At 56.2% G+C, this 17773-nt stretch carries 20 protein-coding genes; 4 read left to right on the top strand and 16 right to left on the bottom strand.

Annotation, left to right across the window (positions count from 1 at the left end; translation table 11 throughout):
• Positions 1 to 37: 37 nt before the first annotated feature.
• Positions 38 to 367 carry a DDRRRQL repeat protein YjdP gene (gene yjdP, locus AACS80_RS05000; RefSeq protein ID WP_130205873.1) on the top strand — a complete coding sequence of 110 codons (330 nt, stop codon included), beginning with the start codon at positions 38 to 40 and terminating at the stop codon, positions 365 to 367.
• Between the two features lie 26 nt (positions 368 to 393).
• On the opposite strand, the gene phnP is transcribed toward yjdP, so the two are convergent.
• From phnP to AACS80_RS04920, 16 genes are all read right to left on the bottom strand, one after another.
• Positions 394 to 1152, bottom strand: a complete 759-nt coding sequence (phnP, locus tag AACS80_RS04995) for a phosphonate metabolism protein PhnP (RefSeq protein ID WP_135410845.1) — start codon at positions 1150 to 1152, stop codon at positions 394 to 396.
• A 1-nt stretch (position 1153) separates the two neighbouring features.
• Positions 1154 to 1588 carry an aminoalkylphosphonate N-acetyltransferase gene (gene phnO, locus AACS80_RS04990; RefSeq protein ID WP_001110491.1) on the bottom strand — a complete coding sequence of 145 codons (435 nt, stop codon included), beginning with the start codon at positions 1586 to 1588 and terminating at the stop codon, positions 1154 to 1156.
• Complete coding sequence (gene phnN / locus AACS80_RS04985; protein WP_131161364.1) at positions 1575 to 2132, bottom strand: ribose 1,5-bisphosphokinase; 558 nt, start codon at positions 2130 to 2132, stop codon at positions 1575 to 1577. The genes phnO and phnN overlap by 14 nt, the downstream gene beginning before the upstream one ends.
• Positions 2132 to 3268, bottom strand: a complete 1137-nt coding sequence (gene phnM / locus AACS80_RS04980; RefSeq protein WP_130205881.1) for an alpha-D-ribose 1-methylphosphonate 5-triphosphate diphosphatase — start codon at positions 3266 to 3268, stop codon at positions 2132 to 2134. The genes phnN and phnM overlap by 1 nt, the downstream gene beginning before the upstream one ends.
• Positions 3265 to 3945, bottom strand: coding sequence for a phosphonate C-P lyase system protein PhnL (phnL, locus tag AACS80_RS04975; protein WP_000611425.1), 681 nt, complete (start codon positions 3943 to 3945; stop codon positions 3265 to 3267). The genes phnM and phnL overlap by 4 nt, the downstream gene beginning before the upstream one ends.
• A gap of 110 nt (positions 3946 to 4055) precedes the next feature.
• The gene (gene phnK / locus AACS80_RS04970; RefSeq protein ID WP_097750848.1) at positions 4056 to 4814 is read right to left on the bottom strand and encodes a phosphonate C-P lyase system protein PhnK; all 759 of its coding nucleotides are present in this window, start codon (positions 4812 to 4814) and stop codon (positions 4056 to 4058) included.
• Positions 4811 to 5656, bottom strand: a complete 846-nt coding sequence (gene phnJ, locus AACS80_RS04965; protein WP_000002284.1) for an alpha-D-ribose 1-methylphosphonate 5-phosphate C-P-lyase PhnJ — start codon at positions 5654 to 5656, stop codon at positions 4811 to 4813. Before phnJ ends, phnK begins: the two co-directional genes overlap by 4 nt.
• A complete protein-coding gene (gene phnI / locus AACS80_RS04960; protein ID WP_000289069.1) occupies positions 5649 to 6713 on the bottom strand; it encodes an alpha-D-ribose 1-methylphosphonate 5-triphosphate synthase subunit PhnI in 1065 nt (354 codons plus the stop codon). Before phnI ends, phnJ begins: the two co-directional genes overlap by 8 nt.
• Positions 6713 to 7297 carry a phosphonate C-P lyase system protein PhnH gene (gene phnH, locus AACS80_RS04955; RefSeq protein WP_135410846.1) on the bottom strand — a complete coding sequence of 195 codons (585 nt, stop codon included), beginning with the start codon at positions 7295 to 7297 and terminating at the stop codon, positions 6713 to 6715. Before phnH ends, phnI begins: the two co-directional genes overlap by 1 nt.
• The gene (phnG, locus tag AACS80_RS04950; protein WP_135410847.1) at positions 7294 to 7746 is read right to left on the bottom strand and encodes a phosphonate C-P lyase system protein PhnG; all 453 of its coding nucleotides are present in this window, start codon (positions 7744 to 7746) and stop codon (positions 7294 to 7296) included. Before phnG ends, phnH begins: the two co-directional genes overlap by 4 nt.
• Entirely contained in the window at positions 7747 to 8472 is a 726-nt protein-coding gene (gene phnF, locus AACS80_RS04945) for a phosphonate metabolism transcriptional regulator PhnF (protein WP_130224351.1), read from the bottom strand.
• Positions 8473 to 8492: 20 nt separating this feature from the next.
• Positions 8493 to 9272, bottom strand: a complete 780-nt coding sequence (gene phnE / locus AACS80_RS04940; protein ID WP_135410848.1) for a phosphonate ABC transporter, permease protein PhnE — start codon at positions 9270 to 9272, stop codon at positions 8493 to 8495.
• 105 nt (positions 9273 to 9377) lie between these two features.
• Positions 9378 to 10394, bottom strand: a complete 1017-nt coding sequence (phnD, locus tag AACS80_RS04935) for a phosphonate ABC transporter substrate-binding protein (RefSeq protein ID WP_085008099.1) — start codon at positions 10392 to 10394, stop codon at positions 9378 to 9380.
• A gap of 24 nt (positions 10395 to 10418) precedes the next feature.
• Positions 10419 to 11207: a phosphonate ABC transporter ATP-binding protein gene (gene phnC, locus AACS80_RS04930; RefSeq protein WP_001193408.1), complete on the bottom strand. Its 789-nt coding sequence runs from the start codon at positions 11205 to 11207 to the stop codon at positions 10419 to 10421.
• Positions 11208 to 11339: 132 nt separating this feature from the next.
• Positions 11340 to 11783: a VOC family metalloprotein YjdN gene (yjdN, locus tag AACS80_RS04925; RefSeq protein WP_130205897.1), complete on the bottom strand. Its 444-nt coding sequence runs from the start codon at positions 11781 to 11783 to the stop codon at positions 11340 to 11342.
• A gap of 376 nt (positions 11784 to 12159) precedes the next feature.
• Positions 12160 to 12495: a zinc ribbon domain-containing protein YjdM gene (locus AACS80_RS04920; RefSeq protein ID WP_001300891.1), complete on the bottom strand. Its 336-nt coding sequence runs from the start codon at positions 12493 to 12495 to the stop codon at positions 12160 to 12162.
• A gap of 397 nt (positions 12496 to 12892) precedes the next feature.
• Here AACS80_RS04920 and crfC point away from each other — a divergent pair, with 397 nt between their 5' ends.
• The 3 genes from crfC to proP all read left to right on the top strand — a co-directional run bounded on the left by crfC (position 12893) and on the right by proP (position 17761).
• Positions 12893 to 15121, top strand: a complete 2229-nt coding sequence (gene crfC, locus AACS80_RS04915; RefSeq protein WP_135410851.1) for a clamp-binding protein CrfC — start codon at positions 12893 to 12895, stop codon at positions 15119 to 15121.
• Positions 15118 to 15996: a diguanylate cyclase regulator RdcB family protein gene (locus AACS80_RS04910; protein WP_135410852.1), complete on the top strand. Its 879-nt coding sequence runs from the start codon at positions 15118 to 15120 to the stop codon at positions 15994 to 15996. Before crfC ends, AACS80_RS04910 begins: the two co-directional genes overlap by 4 nt.
• A gap of 262 nt (positions 15997 to 16258) precedes the next feature.
• Positions 16259 to 17761 carry a glycine betaine/L-proline transporter ProP gene (gene proP, locus AACS80_RS04905; RefSeq protein ID WP_130205905.1) on the top strand — a complete coding sequence of 501 codons (1503 nt, stop codon included), beginning with the start codon at positions 16259 to 16261 and terminating at the stop codon, positions 17759 to 17761.
• The last annotated feature ends 12 nt before the right edge of the window (positions 17762 to 17773 follow it).

Here is a 17773-nt window from a genome sequence, read left to right as displayed (position 1 = left end):
AACTAACGTTAAGCCAGTCCATTGCAGAGACTGGCTTATGAAACCTTACTCCACGCTCTTTCTTTTCACCCTGCTCACGCTGTCCACCGTTCCGGCCCAGGCCGATATTATCGACGATACCATTGGCAATATTCAGCAGGCGATTAACGACGCTTATAACCCTGACCGTGGGCGTGACTATGAAGATTCGCGCGACGACGGCTGGCAGCGTCAAGTGAGCGACGATCGTCGCAGACAATATGACGACCGCCACCGCCAGTTTGAAGATCGCCGCAGGCAGCTGGACGATCGCCAGCGCCAGCTTGATCGGGAGCGTCGGCAACTGGAAGATGAAGAGCGGAGAATGGAAGATGAGTATGGGCGGTGAGGGGGCCAGTGCGCACATTCTCCCCATCACGCTACCCCAATCTCCATCCCATCAAACCCCGCCTCAAATCCCGACGGCAGCGCGTTCTCCATCAGCCACGCATCAAACTGGTGGCTGATGTGCGTCAGAATCACGCGCGGCGAGCGGATAACTTCATTCAGCGCCAGCACGGTGTTTAAATCGCAGTGATTACGCGGCGCATCCTCGCGCGGCGGGTGGCTGCAATCAATCACCATCACTTGCGGCTGGTTATTACGTAAAAATTTCAGCGTTTTTTCCGGCAGACCGGCGGTGTCAGACAGCCACGCCACACGGCTGTGCGACGTTTCCAGCAGATAACCGAAGGTCAGTTTTGAGTGGTTGAGCGGCAGCGGTGTGACCTGCAACCCCTGCAAATCAAACACCACAAACGGGTCTACCGTGTGACTGAAATCAAGCAGGCCCGGATGTTTAAACAGATCGTCGCAGCCCTGTTCATCCGGTGGGCCGTAGACCGGGATCGGATCGCCCACGCCCCAGCGCAGTGGAAACAGCCCCTGCACGTGATCCATATGGTAATGCGTCAGCAAAAACTGCTGGAACGATCCGGGCGACCAGCGATCGGAGAGATCGTGCCGCCCGGCGTCGATCAGGGTGACAGCCTCGTTAAACTTCACCACGCCGCTGCATGGCTGGCGGCGATACTGCGGTGAGCGCCGCGCTCTGACGCAGGCCGCGCACTCACAGCCCCATGCCGGAACGCCCTGTGCGCCGCCAGTGCCGGTGAGCGTGAGAGTCAGGCTCATGTTACAGCACCTTCGTGAAGCGGAAATGGCTCTGCTCGTAGCCTTCGCGCAGATAGAAACGGTGCGCGTCGTGGCGCTTCACGTTGGTGGAAAGCTCGGTCATTTCGGCCCCGGCCTGGCGGGCTTCTTCTTCTGCCCATGCCAGCAACTTGCTACCCACGTTCAAACCGCGCGCCTGCGGCATCACCACCAGTTCCTGAATTTCGCCGATCCAGTTGACATGATGCAGATGAAACTGCAAATGCAGGCCGATCATGCCGACAACTTCGCCATCCAGCAGCGCCAGATGGTAGCGCATATTCGGGTCGCGCAGGTTGGCGTTAAAGCCCACGCGAAACGCGTGATGGTCAAACTCCGCCTGTTTTAGCTCACAAATCAGCGCGTAAACCGCGTCGGTATCGTACTGCGTGGCCGGGCGAAGCTCACAAGCAGGCATGGTGTTTCTCCTTCTGATGGATCAGCGTCAGCAGCGTGTCGACCGACTGGCGCAGGCTGCCGTCATTGTTGAGCGTATGGCAATCCTGCGGAGTATAACGGGCGGCGCGCGCCAGCCGGGCGTTAATTTCACTGGGGTTTTCACGCCCACGGTTTTCCAGGCGCTGGCGGAGGATCTCCGGCGAAACCTGTAAACAAATGGGCAGCAGCGCCGATTGATAGCGCGCCCGCGCCTGCGGCAAATGCGCGCGTGAGCCGTTGACTACCACGTCGAATCCAGCGTGCAGCCAGAGGTCAATCTCGATGCCGACGCCATAATACAGACCGTTAGCGTGCCAGCTTAAGGCCAACAGATTTTGCCCCGCGCGGGTAAAAAACTCCTGCTCGCTCAGGGCGATATGGTTTTCGCTTCCGGCACAGGCATCGCGCGTGATGTAGCGATGTGCCACCAGTAACTGCGCCTGTTCCCGCTGGCGCAGCGCCGCCAGCAGGCTGTCTTTCCCGGAGCCGGAAGGCCCCATCAACCAGATTAGCTTTCCCATCATCAGAACACCCTTTTACCCTGACGCCAGACGTGGTCGATATGAATATGATTGCCCTTGCGATGCGCCAGCACCAGGTCGGCGCGTTTGCCCTCGCCAATCACCCCGCGATCCTGAAGATTCAGCGCCTGGGCCGGATTTTTGGTCACCAGCTTCACCGCCTGCGGCAGCGTAAAGCGGTTGCTCTGATCATCGGCGACGCGAAATGCCGCATCCAGCAGGCTGGCGGGGTAGTAGTCGGAAGAGAGGATATCCAGCAGGTCAAGCTGCGCCAATTCACTTGCCGCCACGTTGCCGGAGTGCGAGCCGCCACGCACGATATTCGGCGCGCCCATCAGCACGTTCATGCCATGCTTACGCGAGGCTTCCGCTGCTTCAAACGTGGTGGGAAATTCGGCGATCACGCTGCCAAGCTGGTGGGATTCGGCGACGTGGGCGTGCGTGGCGTCATCGTGGCTGGCAAGCGCAATCTGGCGTGTGCGGCAGATCGCGGCAATGGTTTCGCGATTCGGCTGCGACCAGCGTGCGGCGAGCGCCAGTTGTTCCTCTTCGTACTGCTGCATCTGCGCATCGGTGAGCGAGTATTTGCCCTGATAATATTCGCGATACTTCTCGCGGTTGGCGAACTGGCGCTGGCCGGGTGAGTGGTCCATCAACGACACCAGCGTGACTGGCTCGCGCTGCACCAGTTTTTCAAACAGCGGCAGCGTGGTGTGATGCGGCAGTTCGCAGCGCAGGTGCAGACGGTGCTCGGCGCGGTTGACGCCGCGTTTCTGCGTCTCTTCGATGGCGTTGATCATCTTCTCCAGATTCTCCAGCCGATCGCCGCCGTCGCGCACATCACCAATCGCCACGGCGTCCAGCACGGTGGTGATGCCGCTCGCCACCATCAGCGCGTCGTGGCTGCTCATCGCCGAGTGGGCAGGCCAGTCAACTTTCGGGCGCGGGGTGAAGAATTTATCGAGGTTGTCGGTATGCAGCTCAATCAGCCCCGGCAGCAGCCAGCCGCCTTCGCCGTCCATCGCTTCTGGCAGGCGGCTCTGGCTTTCGGCAAAGGCGCGGATTTCGCCGTCCTGCATCTCCAGCGAACCGTGCACCACTTCGTTTTCCAGCACCAGTTTGACGTTATTGATAATCATGCAGAGGCTCCCATTGGGTGCAGGCGGTCGGCGACGTCATTGCGTACGGCTTCATCATGGAAGATGCCGACGATGGCCGCGCCACGGGCTTTGGCTTCGCGAATCAGCTCGACTACGGCGGCGCTGTTTTTGGCGTCCAGCGAGGCGGTGGGTTCGTCGAGCAGCAGAATGGGGTAGTCGACGATAAAGCCACGGGCAATGTTGACGCGCTGCTGTTCGCCGCCGGAGAAGGTTGATGGCGCAAGGTGCCACAGGCGTTCCGGTACGTTCAGGCGCGTGAGCAGACGCGCGGCTTTAGCGGCGCAGGCTTCACGCGGTACGCCGGTATCGAGCAGCGGCTGCATCACCACTTCCAGCGCCGAAATACGCGGGATGACGCGCAGAAACTGGCTCACCCAGCCGACGGTGGTTTTGCGGATTTCCACCACCTTGCGCGCTGGCGCGGTGACCAGGTCTACCCATTCGTCACCGTGTTTGATCTGAATTTGCCCTTCGTCGGGCAGATAGTTAGCGTACAGCGAGCGCAGCAGGGTTGATTTGCCGCTGCCGGAATGGCCGTGGAGCACCACGCATTCGCCTGCGTTGACGGTGAGTGAGGCGCGTTGTAGGACGGGCAGGCGCACGCCGTTTTGTTGGTGCAGGATGAAGGTTTTACTGACGTTTTGTACGTTAATCATTTTTCGCCTCGTGGTTCGGGTGTCGGATGCGACGCTGACGCGTCTTATCCGACCTACGGGGAACGCATTTGTAGGCCGGATAAGGCGTTTACGCCGCATCCGGCACCGGCTCAATTCTGCAAAACCGATGACACCAGCAGCTGGGTATACGGATGATGCGGGTCGTCGAGCACGCGGTCGGTTAACCCACTCTCCACCACTTGCCCCTGCTTCATCACCAGCAAACGGTCCGCCAGCAGGCGGGCGACGCCCAGATCGTGGGTGACAATTACCACTGCCAGATTCAGCTCCACCACCAGACCGCGCAGCAGATCGAGCAGGCGTGCCTGTACCGACACATCCAGCCCGCCGGTTGGCTCGTCCATAAACACCAGCTTCGGATGCGTCACCAGGTTGCGGGCGATCTGCAAACGTTGCTGCATGCCGCCGGAAAAGGTGGTCGGCAGGTCGTCGATCCGGTTAGCGGGAATCTCCACCTCTTCCAGCCATTTCTGCGCGGTGGCGCGAATGTCGCCGTAATGACGCGCCCCGGTCGCCATCAGCCGCTCGCCGATATTGCCGCCTGCCGACACCTGGCGGCGCAGGCCGTCGAGCGGATGCTGATGCACCACGCCCCATTCGGTGCGCAGCAGGCGACGGCGGTCGGCTTCGCTCATGCCATAGAGGGAACGGTTCTCGTAGTAAATCTCCCCCTGTTGCGGCGTCAGGCGGGCGGAGATTGATTTCAGCAGCGTGGTCTTCCCGGAGCCGGATTCCCCGACAATGCCCAGCACCTCCCCCGGCCATAAATCAAAAGAGACATCGCTGAAGCCTTTGCCCGGCGCGTAAAGGTGAGTCAGGTTATTGACCGAAAGTAACGGTTGATTCATTGGCTTTTCGCCTCGCTCTGTTGGCGGCAGTAATCGGTATCGGAGCAGACAAACATGCGGTTTCCGGCGTCATCCAGCACCACTTCATCAAGATAGCTGTGGGTCGATCCGCAGATGGCGCACGGCTCATCCCACTGCTGGACGGTGAACGGGTGATCGTCGAAATCGAGGCTTTCCACGCGGGTAAACGGCGGCACCGCATAGATGCGTTTCTCGCGCCCCGCGCCGAACAGCTGCAGGGCGGGCATCATGTCCATTTTCGGGTTATCAAATTTCGGGATCGGCGACGGGTCCATCACGTAGCGCCCGTTTACTTTCACCGGATAGGCGTAGGTAGTGGCGATATGACCGAAGCGGGCGATATCTTCATACAGCTTCACCTGCATCACGCCGTACTCCTCCAGCGCGTGCATGGTGCGGGTTTCCGTTTCGCGCGGCTCGATAAAGCGCAGCGGTTCCGGGATCGGCACCTGGAAAATAATGATCTGATCTTCGGTCAGCGGCGTTTCGGGGATGCGATGGCGCGTCTGGATAAGCGTCGCATCGTCCGTGCGCTCGGTGGTGTTTACCCCGGTCACGCGCTTAAAGAAGTTGCGGATTGACACGGCGTTAGTGGTGTCGTCCGCGCCCTGGTCAATCACCTTCAACACATCGCTTTCGCCAATCACGCTGGCGGTCAGCTGTATGCCGCCGGTTCCCCAGCCGTACGGCATTGGCATCTCGCGCCCGCCAAACGGCACCTGATAACCGGGGATCGCCACCGCTTTTAAGATGGCGCGGCGGATCATGCGTTTGGTCTGCTCGTCGAGGTACGCAAAGTTGTAGCCGCTCAGATTAGCCATGGTTCTGCTCCTGTTGCAGACGTTTGAGTAGCTCCAGTTCGGCCTGGAAATCGACGTAGTGCGGGAGTTTGAGGTGCGAGACGAAGCCTGCGGCTTCGACGTTATCGGCATGCGCCAGCACGAACTCTTCATCCTGCGCCGGGCCTGTCGCGTGCTCGCCGTACTCCGGAGCCTGCAACGCACGGTCAACCAGCGCCATCGCCATCGCTTTGCGCTCGCTCATACCGAACACCAGCCCATAGCCGCGTGTAAAATGCGGCGGCTCATCCGGCGGGTCGATAAAACCGTTGACCATTTCACACTCGGTCATCAGCAGTTCGCCGACGTTCACCGCAAATCCCAGCTCTTCCGGCACAATCGACACGTCGATATAGCCGCTGCGGATTTCGCCTGCGAACGGGTGGTTGCGCCCGTAACCACGCTGGGTTGAGTAGGCCAGCGCCAGCAAATAGCCTTCGTCGCCGCGCATGAGCTGTTGCAGGCGGGAAGAGCGTGAGCAGGGGTAAACCGGCGGCGTGCGGGTGATGTCATCCGGCTGTGCACCGCTATCTTCTTCAAACTTCGCCAGCCCCTGACGCGCCAGCAGGCTGAAAACGTGCGGCGACGGCTGTTGTTCGCTGTCGGCGGTGGTTAGCGTCGGCGCTTCACCGTTTGCCAGCAGAGTGAAATCGAGCAGGCGATGGGTGTAGTCGTAGGTTGGGCCAAGCAGCTGGCCGCCGGGAATGTCTTTATAAACGGCAGAGATACGCCGTTCGAGACGCATCTCCGTGGTGTCGAGCGGCTCGCTTACCGCCAGCTTCGCCAGTGTGGTGCGGTAGGCGCGCAGTAGGAAAATGGCTTCGACGTTATCGCCGCTGGCCTGTTTCAGCGCCAGCGCCGCCAGTTCGCGGTCGGCAATGCCGCCTTCGGTCATCACGCGATCCACCGCGAGGTTAAGCTGCTGTTCAATCTGGGCGACGCTCAGTTCAGGCAAATCGGTATTGCCCCGGCGTCGGCTTTCTTGCAGGGCGTGGGCGGCGTCGATCGCCTTTTCGCCCCCTTTCACGGCAACGTACATCAGCACACCTCCACATGAGTGGTTCGCGGAATAGCCAGCAGGCGCTCGCCGCAGGTCAGGATCAGGTCGATGCCGAGCGGGAACGGGTTCGGGCGCTCGGTGAGTTCGTGCAGAATGCACTCCGGCAGCTGCGGGGCAATCATCCGTTCTTCGGCAATGCCCGCGCCGGTGAGGCGCAACATGCGCCCGCCGCTCAGGCTGGCGACCTGTAAAATCAGCGTCGCGCCCGCTTCTGGTGCAACGGCGGTGCCGGTGGAAAGGGCGTTGAGCTGTTCGCTGGAAATCGCCTCATCCGTCACCGCGAAGGTCGCCTGTTCCGGCTGATTGACCAGCGGCGCGTTGGTATGAAAACGCAGGCTCTGGCTGACGATATCGTTACTTAATGGCTGGGAAAGCCACACCGGCGTGTCGTTATCGGCCAGCGTCAGCAGCACGCTGGTGGTGGCGATATTCAGCGGTTGCCAGCCGCGTTTGAGCTGATGCAGGGCGACAATCACGCCCGGCTCGCTCATGGCCTTTAACAGGCGACGAAAACTGTGCTGGGCATCCTGCACGGGAAGCATAAAAGCGGTTTCCAGGGTCATGCGTTGTCTCCGCGAACCATCGTAAAGAAGTCGACCCGGCTGGCGTTCACTTCGGCCTGACGTGCGGCAATGCGTGCCATACGGTCAGCGTCCAGCGGGGCAATAAGGGTTTCTGATAAGTTTTGAAAATGGCGGGTTTGCTGCATCAGTGCGTCAATCAGCGCACAGCGTTCGGCGTGCTGTTTGTCGCGCCCCAGCACCCAGCTGTAGCCGAGCGTGCCGTCAGTCAGGCGTACGGCGGCGCGGGTGAGCGTGGCGTCGCCAGCAAAAAAGCGTTCGCCGGTGCCGCCCATCCGCGCCTGAATCTGCACCAGGCCGGTTTCAGCGGTGCGAATCACTTCATAGTCGGCGGTGATGTTCAGCGCTTTCAGGCGGGCTGCCAGTTCAGCCGGTTGGCTGTGCGCCAGCACGGACATCCAGTGCTGGCGGGTCGCGGTATCTGCGTGCATTCAGTGCTCCATAGTGAATTCAATCATGTCGGCGCGCGTCAGGCTGACGGAGTACTCCGCCGGGCTGCTTTCACCGTCACGGTGGTTAAGGGTGCGCACGCACAGCAGCGGCGACATATTCGGGATTTCAAGACGCTGGCACTCTTTGGCTTGGGCGCGGCGGGCGCTGATCCGCGTCTGGCTGCGGCGCAGCGCAATCCCCGTTTGCTCGCGCAGAAAATCGTGTAGAGAGCCGCTGTCGAAGCGTTGCAGCGTCGACCAGAGGGTGAGGTCCGCGAAGTAGTGGTCGATCAAACAGAGCGCGACGCCGTTGACCCGACGCAGGGTGCGTAGGTGGATGACGTTCTCCCCCTCGGTTATCCCCAGCGCGTCAGCGACGTGACCGGAGGCGGGGCGCAGCACCGACAGCAGTTTTTCGCTGGTGGGGTGGCTGCCCTGGTCCAGCAGGTTCTGGCTAAAACGCGCCTGGGCGTTGAGCGGGTAATCGAACGGGCGCATCAGCACCAGCACGCCGACGCCCTGACGGCGCTGTACCCAGCCTTTCTCCACCAGTTGGTCGATGGCGCGGCGCAAGGTGTGGCGGTTCACCTCAAAGCGTGCCGCCAGTTGCTGCTCCGCGGGGAGATAGTCACCGCAGCGGTAGTGTTGACGAAGCTCCTGCTCAAGTTTTGCGGCTATCTCCTGATAGCGTGTCGGGTAGCTGGTCGGATGTGTAGACAAGTGCATAGATATCAATGCCTCGCTAATCAGATAAAGTGCTTACGCAACCGTTGAGAGAGGAAATCCAGCAGGCTGACCGTGACGATAATCAGCACCATCAGGGCGCAGGTTTGCTGGAACTGGAAACCACGAATCGCTTCCCACAGCGTGACGCCGATCCCACCCGCGCCGACCATGCCGACGACGGTCGCCGAGCGGACGTTGGATTCGAAGCGATAGAGGGAGTAGGAAATCAGCAGTGGCATCACCTGTGGCAGTACGCCGTAGAGGATCTCTTCGAGCTTGTTGGCGCCAGTGGCGCGAATGCCTTCCACCGGGCCGGGTTCAATCGCTTCCACTGCTTCGGAAAGCAGTTTGGAGAGCACGCCGGTGGTGTGGATAAACAGCGCCAGCACGCCAGCGAACGGACCGAGGCCGACGGCGACCACGAACAGCATGGCGAAGACCATTTCGTTAATGGCGCGGCAGGCGTCCATCAGGCGGCGCGTGGGCTGGTAAACCCACCAGGGCACCAGATTTTCGGCGCTCATCAGACCGAAGGGAATGGAGAGAATGATGGCCAGCGCAGTTCCCCAGACGGCGATTTGCAGCGTGACGGCCATTTCGGTGAGGTAATCCTGCCACTGGCTGAAATCGGGCGGGAAGAAGTCGGCGGCGAAAGTTGCCATGTTGCCGCCATCTTTAATCAGCGTGAGCGGGGCCATTTCCGCGCCCTGCCACGAGACGACCAGCACGGCGAGAACAACGGCCCAGCTCAGAAGCGAGAACCAGCTGCGCTTGGGTGGGGCGATGGTGATGGTTTGCATGTTTGGCTCCGGTTTGTAGGCCTGATAAGGTGCTTGCACCGCATCCGGCATCAACGTCTGCACATTGTCGGATGCGACGCTGGGGCGTCTTATCCGACTTACGATTTACTGCACCGCTTTACTCACCGAACTCATCGCGCTTAACGCGTTGTTCAGGCGGTCCAGGTCATCCAGCTGCGCCTGAATCTCGGTGGTTTTTGCCAGCTTGTCCTGCTCATTCAACCCTTTATTGCCTTTCACGCTTTGCATCTCTTTAAACAGCGCGAGCTGGCGAATCGGCACCAGTTGCAGGTCGCTGGAGGCGCGAAACGGTGCCCAGCCCAGGCGCTCCAGCACCGCTTTCTCTTCCGGCGTTTTGCCGTAATTCATAAAGAAGTCGTAGATCTTGTCTTTGGTGGTTTCGGAAAGATTTTTGCGCCAGACGATCGGATCGCCTGGGATCAGTGGCGACTTCCAGATCACTTTCAGTTCTTTCAGCTTCTCCGGCGCGGAGGTTTTCAGCTTGTCGAGGTTTTCGGTATTGTTGGTGGCAACATCCACCTGCTTGTTGGCGACGGCCAGCGCGTTGGTTTCATGCCCGGCGTTGACGGTGCGCTTGAAGTCGCTGGCGGAGATATTGTTTTTAGCGAAGACGTAGTAACCGGGGACGAGGAAGCCGGAGGTAGAGTTAGGATCGCCATTGCCGAAGGTGAGATCTTTCCGCTTCGCCAGCAGATCGTTCAGGTTGTTGATCGGGCTATCTTTGTTGACGATCAATACGCTCCAGTAACCCGGCGATCCATCCGCCGCGACCGTCTGGGCGAAGACCTGACCGTTGGCGCGATCCACCGCTTCCATTGCCGACAGGTTGCCGTACCAGGCGATATCCACTTTGTTGAAGCGCATTCCCTGGATAATGCCCGCGTAATCTGGGGCAAAGAAGGCGTTGACCTTCACGCCCAGCTTCTTCTCCATATCCTGTAAGAATGGCGTCCATTGCGGTTTCAGGTTTTGCTGTGATTCCGTTGAAATAATGCCGAAATTCAGCGCCTTTTCCTGCTCTTCGGCGTGCGCCGGGCTTAACAGGGTGCTGAGGCTGAACATGCTGGTGAAGGCCAGCGAGGCAATTATCTTAGCGTTCATTCGTTTTCCTCAATGATGGGGATGTCAGGCAGCTTTCGCGTTCTCTTCGATGCGATTAATGCTGCGGTAGAGATGGTCAAAACGTTCGTTATCAAACTGTTGGCTGCTGCCGTCGTAGAAGACGTGCCCCTGGCGCAGGGCGACGATGCGTTCGCAGTAGCGCAGGGCGTAATCCACCTGATGCAGCGTGACGACCACGGTGATGCCGTCGTTCTGGTTGATGTCGCGCAGGGTGTCCATCACGATGCGCGCTGATTCCGGGTCCAGCGAGGCGATCGGTTCGTCCGCCAGAATTACCTTCGCCTGCTGCATCAGCGCACGGGCAATCGCCACACGTTGCTGCTGGCCGCCGGAGAGGGTGGAAACGCGCTGATGAGCAAAGTGCACCATGCCAACGCGGGTCAGCGCCTGTAACGCGCGCTGTTTCTGCTCGCCGGTGAACCAGCTAAAACAGGTGCGCCAGAACGGCGTGCTGCCGAGCGCGCCAATCAGCACGTTCTCCAGTACGCTCAGGCGATTCACCAGGTTGAATTGTTGGAAGATGTAGCCGGTATGGGCGCGGCTTTTGCGGATATCGCGCGCCAGACGGCCTTCGCGCTGGACAGTGCGGCCCAGCAGCTCGATATGGCTACCGACAGATTTATCGCCGGTAATCAAACCGCTTAAGTGACGTAAAAGGGTGGATTTGCCGGAACCCGACGGCCCAAGCAGAGCCACCATTTCACCATGATGAATGTTCAGATCAACCGCGTGCAGCGCCTGATGCTGATTGAAGGTTTTGGCGAGCTTCTCGACACGGATAATCGTTTGCATGATGCAGCCTCCCTAAAAAAGTGGCTCCATCGTGGCGGATTATTGTGACGATTTGGTTAATTAAAAGTGACTAACAGATGAAGAGTTAACGGGAATTCGATGACAGTGCGGGAGGGCGGGCCTCCCGGCGGGTTATTGCGTTGGTTGTTGTTTGACGACATTAATCATCCACGGTACGCCAAATTTATCGGTGACTTTGCCGAAGCCATGCGCCCAGAAGGTTTCCTGCCAGTCCATTTCGATTTTTCCGTTAGCTGCAAGGTTATCAAACCAGCGTTTTCCTTCTTCGACCTGTTGCGAATCGAGCACCAGCGTAAAGCCGGAGTAGCTGGCTTTTCCTGACGGCATGGCATCGCTCATCATGATATCGCTTCCGGCAATACGCACGTTAGCATGGGCGATGGCGGTATCGGGAAATTGCAACCCGGAAGGGCAGCCTTCGGCGCTGTCCTGCGCTGATTTCGGCATTTCCCCGAAGCTGATTTTATAGAGCAGTTCCGCGCCCAACGTACGTTGATAATAGGCAATCGCGTCGGCACAGTTACCGGCAAAAGAGAGGTAGGGACTTAACGGCATGATGGTGACCTCAGTTAAGAGAAGCCAGTTAAGTGTAGTTCGAAATTTGTACAGATGAGAAGCGGCCTGATAAGACGCGCGAGCGTCGCATCAGGCAGTCGCACTGTTGCCGGATGCGGCGTGAACGCCTTATCCGGCCTACGGATGGTGCGGGAATTTGTAGGCCTGATAAGACGCGCGAGCGTCGCATCAGGCATTTGGCACCGTTGCCGGATGCGGCGTAAACGCCTTATCCGGCCTACGGATGGTGCGGGAATTTGTAGGCCTGATAAGACGCGCGAGCGTCGCATCAGGCATCTGGCACCGTTGCCGGATGCGGCATAAACGCCTTATCCGGCCTACCGATCATGTGCCAACATTACATTGAGCAATACAATCAGTTCTTTTTCACAAACTCAGATTTCAGTTTCATCGGACCAAAACCGTCGATTTTGCAATCGATGTTATGGTCGCCTTCAACCAGGCGGATGTTTTTCACTTTGGTGCCGATCTTCAGCATCGAAGAGCTACCTTTCACCTTCAGATCTTTAATGATGGTAACGCTGTCGCCGTCAGCCAGCAGGTTGCCGTTAGCATCTTTAACGATCAGCTCGTCACTTTCCTGTGCAGGTTCTGCGTCGTTCCATTCGTAGGCGCATTCCGGGCAGATGTACATGCCGTTATCTTCGTAAGTGTATTCGGAGTTGCATTTTGGGCAGTGTGGTAATGACATGTGGATTTCCTCAAAAGTCAGCGGGGCAAAAGCGCCAAAAAACGGCAGATTGCCGAAAAAGGCCGCAATTATACACAAAATCCCTGAGTTTGTCGGGGGTACTGCTGATTTTAGACGACGATCGTTTTCATTTGAAAGAGAAGGCAAAAAGAAAATAATCTTTTTGCCTCAGTTTATTATTTGAGATAAGGTTAACTTTATTCTTGTTCTTTTTTTTATTTAATTGTTTTTTATCTTTCTGACTTTTAAACGTGTCGGAAGAGACGTCGTCATTCTAATAAAAACAACAAATTAAATATAAATTATTTCCCGCAGTAATTATAAAAGCCGAAAACAGAACTAAAAAACGATCTGGCTAAATAAAAGTAATAAAATTTGCTTTAAGGAAGAACTTTCCATGTGCACACAGACAATATATGAGTTAAGTCAGGAGGCGGAACGTCTGTTACTGCTTTCCCGACAACAGTTGCAGTTACTGGAAAAAATGCCTCTCGCTGTACCTGGAGAAGTGGCGCCGCCTCTGACTTTACCCTGGAGTCAGCATAATATCGTCGAGCGCCACGCGATGCTGAATAATGAGCTGCGTAAAATTTCCCGTCTGGAAATGGTGCTGGCGATTGTCGGCACAATGAAAGCAGGGAAATCAACCACCATTAATGCCATTGTTGGCACTGAAGTTCTTCCTAATCGCAATCGCCCTATGACTGCGCTGCCAACGCTTATTCGCCATACACCGGGGCAAAAAGAACCCGTGCTGCATTTTTCACATGTCGCGCCAATTGACCGTTTAATCCAACAATTACAACAACGCCTGCGTGATTACGATATTAAGCATCTGACCGATCTGCTGGAAATAGATAAAGATATGCGTGCACTTATGCAGCGGATCGAAAATGGCGTCGCTTTCGAAAAATATTACCTGGGCGCCCAGCCTATTTTTCATTGTCTGAAAAGTTTGAATGATTTGGTGCGCATGGCGAAAGCGCTGGACGTTGATTTTCCTTTTTCTGCTTACGCCGCCATTGAACATATTCCGGTGATTGAAGTGGAGTTCGTCCATCTGGCTGGACTGGAAAGTTATCCGGGGCAGTTAACATTACTGGATACTCCCGGGCCAAACGAAGCCGGGCAACCACATCTGCAAAAAATGCTTAATGAGCAGCTGGCGCACGCTTCTGCGGTGCTGGCGGTGATGGATTATACGCAACTGAAATCGATCTCCGATGAAGAGGTGCGCGCGGCGGTTATGGCCGTCGGCAAGTCAGTACCGCTGTATGTATTGGTCAATAAATTCGATCAGCAGGATCGTAACAGCGACGATGCCGAACAGGTGCGGGCGCTGATTTCCGGGACGTTGATGAAAGGCTGTGTTACGCCAGGGCAGATATTTCCGGTATCGTCGATGTGGGGCTATCTGGCGAATCGGGCGCGCCATGAGTTAGCCAGCAGCGGCAGGTTGCCCGATCCTCAACAGCAACGCTGGGTGGAGGATTTTGCTCATGCGGCGCTCGGCAGGCGCTGGTGTAACGCGGATCTGGAGGATATCGACCATATTCGCCATGCAGTTGAGCAATTGTGGGAAGACTCGTTATTTGAACAGCCGGTGCAGGCGTTGCTTCATGCCGCGTATGCCAACGCGTCGTTGTACGCTCTGCGTTCTGCCTCGCATAAATTGTTGAATTACGCCCAGCAGGCGCGGGAGTACCTTGATTTTCGCGCCCACGGCCTGACTGTCGCCTGCGAGCTATTGCGGCAAAATATCCACCAACTCGAAGAAAATTTGCAGCTATTGCAACTCAATCAGACGCAGGTGAGCGGTGAGATTCAACATGAAATAGAGCTGGCCCTGACATCAGCCAACGACTTTTTGCGTCAGCAGCAAGAGCAGGTGAATGCCCAGTTAGCCGTGCTGTTTCAACATGATTCGTGGCCATTAAGCGAGATTCGTACTCGCTGCGAGACACTGTTACAGACGGCACAGACCCAAATCAGCCGGGATTTCACGCTGCGTTTTGCTGAACTGGAATCAACCCTTTGCCGGGTACTAACCGATGTTATTCGTCCCATTGAACAACGGGTTAAAGTGGCATTGAGTGAGTCTGGGTTTCGCCCTGGATTTGAGTTTCCTGTTTTTCGCAGTGTGGTTCCCCACTTCAATACTCGCCAGCTATTCAGCGATGCAATATCACTCCAGGAAATACCGGATGAGCAGGTCACCCGTTTAGGTGTTGTACGTGAGACTTTCTCGCGCTGGTTGAATCAACCAGACTGGGGACGGAGTAGTGATAAATCCCCGACGAAGACCGTTGATTACAGTGTGCTACAACGTACGTTAACCGAAGAAATTGACCTCTATTGCCAACAAATGGCTAAAGTTTTAGCGGTTCAGGTCGATGATTCTGTCACGGCAGGAATGAGCACATTTTTCGCTGATTTCGCTGTATGTTTGACGGAATTACACACGCGTTTACGCGAAAGTCTGGCTTTGCGACAGCAAAATGAATCCGTGGTGAAAATAATGCAGCAGCAATTGCAGCAGACTGCAACAACGCACGGCTGGATTTATACGGACTCTCAGTTGTTACGCGATGATATTCAAACTCTTTTTACGGCAGAACAGTATTGACAAAGACGTTACTGGACGGCCCCGGTCGCATGCTGGAGTCGGTTCATCCCCGCTTTTTAGTGGATCTGGCGCTGGGCGATGATACCCGCCATCCGCAAGCCCATCAGCAGCAGTTTCGTGAACGACTGATGCAGGAGATCCTTGCTCGCACACAGCTTCAGACGTGGGCGAATGCTGGAATGTTAAACGCGCCGCTTGGCCTGCGCCTGGCATTGGTGGAAAAACTGGCGGCCATGCTCGATCCCGGTCATCTGGCGTTGACACAGATCGCACAGTATCTGGCGTTACTGCAAAAAAGGGATCTTCGCCCACAATCCGCTTTCCCGGAACTCCCGCAGCAAATTACTGCTTTATATGAGTGGTTTTCAGCCCGTTGTCACTGGAAGGAAAAAGCGTTAACACAGCGAGGGTTACTGGTGCAGGCGGGCGGACAGAGCGAGCAAATTTTTACTCGCTGGCGTGCCGGTGCTTATGATAGTTGGTCGCTGCCGGGACGTTGTTTCATCGTTCTGGAAGAACTGCGTTGGGGGGCATTTGGCGATGCCTGCCGTCTGGGAAGTCCGCAAGCGGCAGCGTTGTTGCTTGATGATTTGCGCGTGAAAGCGACGCAATATCTGGCTGAAAGTATCAACGCGGCACCGACTACTCGTCATTATTACCACCAGTGGTTCACATCATCTACAGCTCTAAGCGGTGGGGAACATGCTGACTTTTTAGGTTGGTTGGGTAAGTGGTCCGATGCAGATAAACAGCCCGTTTGCTGGTCGGTGACCCAACGTTGGCAAACTGTCGCGGTAGGGATGCCACGGCTCTGTTCAGCACAACGTCTGGTGGAGGCCATGGTCGAGGAAATTTTCTCTGTAAATTGTGTGTAAATAATTAGTTACATTGATGGGTGTTTAACGAAATCCATGTGTGAAGTTGATCACAAATTTAAACGCTGGTAGGGTAAAAAGGTCATTAACTGCCCAATTCAGGCGTCAACTGGTTTGGTTGTACAATTCTTAATCGGAACGTGTAAGTAAACCCGCTACGCTTGTTACAGAGATTGCACCCTGCAATTCCCGCTTCCCTTTTGCGGGCGCCATGTTATTTGCCTGACGTGTGCGGAAATGGGCTTACTCTGCGAGGAAAGCTATGCTGAAAAGGAAAAAAGTAAAACCGATTACCCTTCGTGACGTCACTATTATTGATGACGGTAAACTGCGCAAAGCCATTACCGCAGCATCGCTGGGTAATGCAATGGAATGGTTCGATTTTGGTGTTTATGGTTTTGTTGCCTACGCATTAGGTAAGGTCTTTTTCCCGGGGGCTGACCCCAGCGTGCAGATGGTTGCTGCACTTGCCACCTTCTCCGTTCCCTTTCTGATTCGACCGCTTGGCGGGCTCTTCTTCGGTATGTTGGGCGATAAATATGGTCGCCAGAAGATCCTTGCGATCACCATTGTGATTATGTCGATCAGTACGTTCTGTATTGGCTTAATACCGTCCTACGCCTCTATTGGTATTTGGGCACCGATTCTGTTGTTGATCTGTAAGATGGCGCAAGGATTCTCGGTAGGGGGCGAATATACCGGGGCGTCGATATTTGTTGCGGAATACTCCCCTGACCGTAAACGCGGCTTTATGGGCAGTTGGCTGGATTTCGGCTCTATTGCCGGGTTTGTGCTGGGTGCGGGCGTGGTGGTGTTAATTTCGACCATCGTCGGTGAAGAAAACTTCCTCGACTGGGGCTGGCGTATTCCGTTCTTTATCGCTCTGCCTTTAGGGATTATCGGGCTTTACTTGCGCCATGCGCTGGAAGAGACGCCGGCTTTCCAGCAACATGTTGAGAAACTGGAGCAGGGCGACCGGGAAGGTCTGCAGGATGGTCCGAAAGTCTCGTTTAAAGAGATTGCTACCAAACACTGGCGCAGTCTGTTGACGTGTATTGGCCTGGTGATTGCCACCAACGTCACTTACTACATGCTGCTGACCTATATGCCGAGTTATTTGTCGCATAACCTGCACTACTCCGAAGACCACGGAGTGCTGATTATTATCGCCATTATGATTGGTATGCTGTTTGTGCAACCGGTGATGGGGCTGCTTAGTGACCGTTTTGGCCGTCGTCCGTTTGTGATCCTCGGCAGTGTTGCGCTGTTTGCGCTGGCGATCCCGGCGTTCATCCTGATTAACAGTAATATCATCGGCCTGATTTTCGCCGGGTTGTTGATGCTGGCAGTGATCCTTAACTGCTTTACGGGTGTTATGGCCTCAACGCTGCCAGCGATGTTCCCGACGCATATCCGTTACAGTGCACTGGCGGCGGCATTTAATATTTCGGTGCTGATTGCTGGTCTGACGCCAACACTGGCGGCCTGGCTGGTCGAAAGCTCGCAGAATCTGATGATGCCTGCCTATTACCTGATGGTCGTGGCGGTGGTTGGTTTAATCACCGGCGTAACCATGAAAGAGACGGCGAATCAGCCATTGAAAGGTGCGACGCCAGCGGCGTCAGATTTACAGGAAGCGAAGGAAATTCTTGTTGAGCATTACGATAATATTGAGCAAAAAATCGAGGATATTGACCACGAGATTGCCGATTTGCAGGCGAAACGTTCTCGCCTGGTGCAGCAACATCCGCGTATTGATGAGTAATCTGAAATGGAT

This window comes from Escherichia sp. E4385 (assembly GCF_963883145.1).
GTDB lineage: Bacteria > Pseudomonadota > Gammaproteobacteria > Enterobacterales > Enterobacteriaceae > Escherichia.
This window is presented reverse-complemented; position numbering and strand designations above follow the sequence as displayed.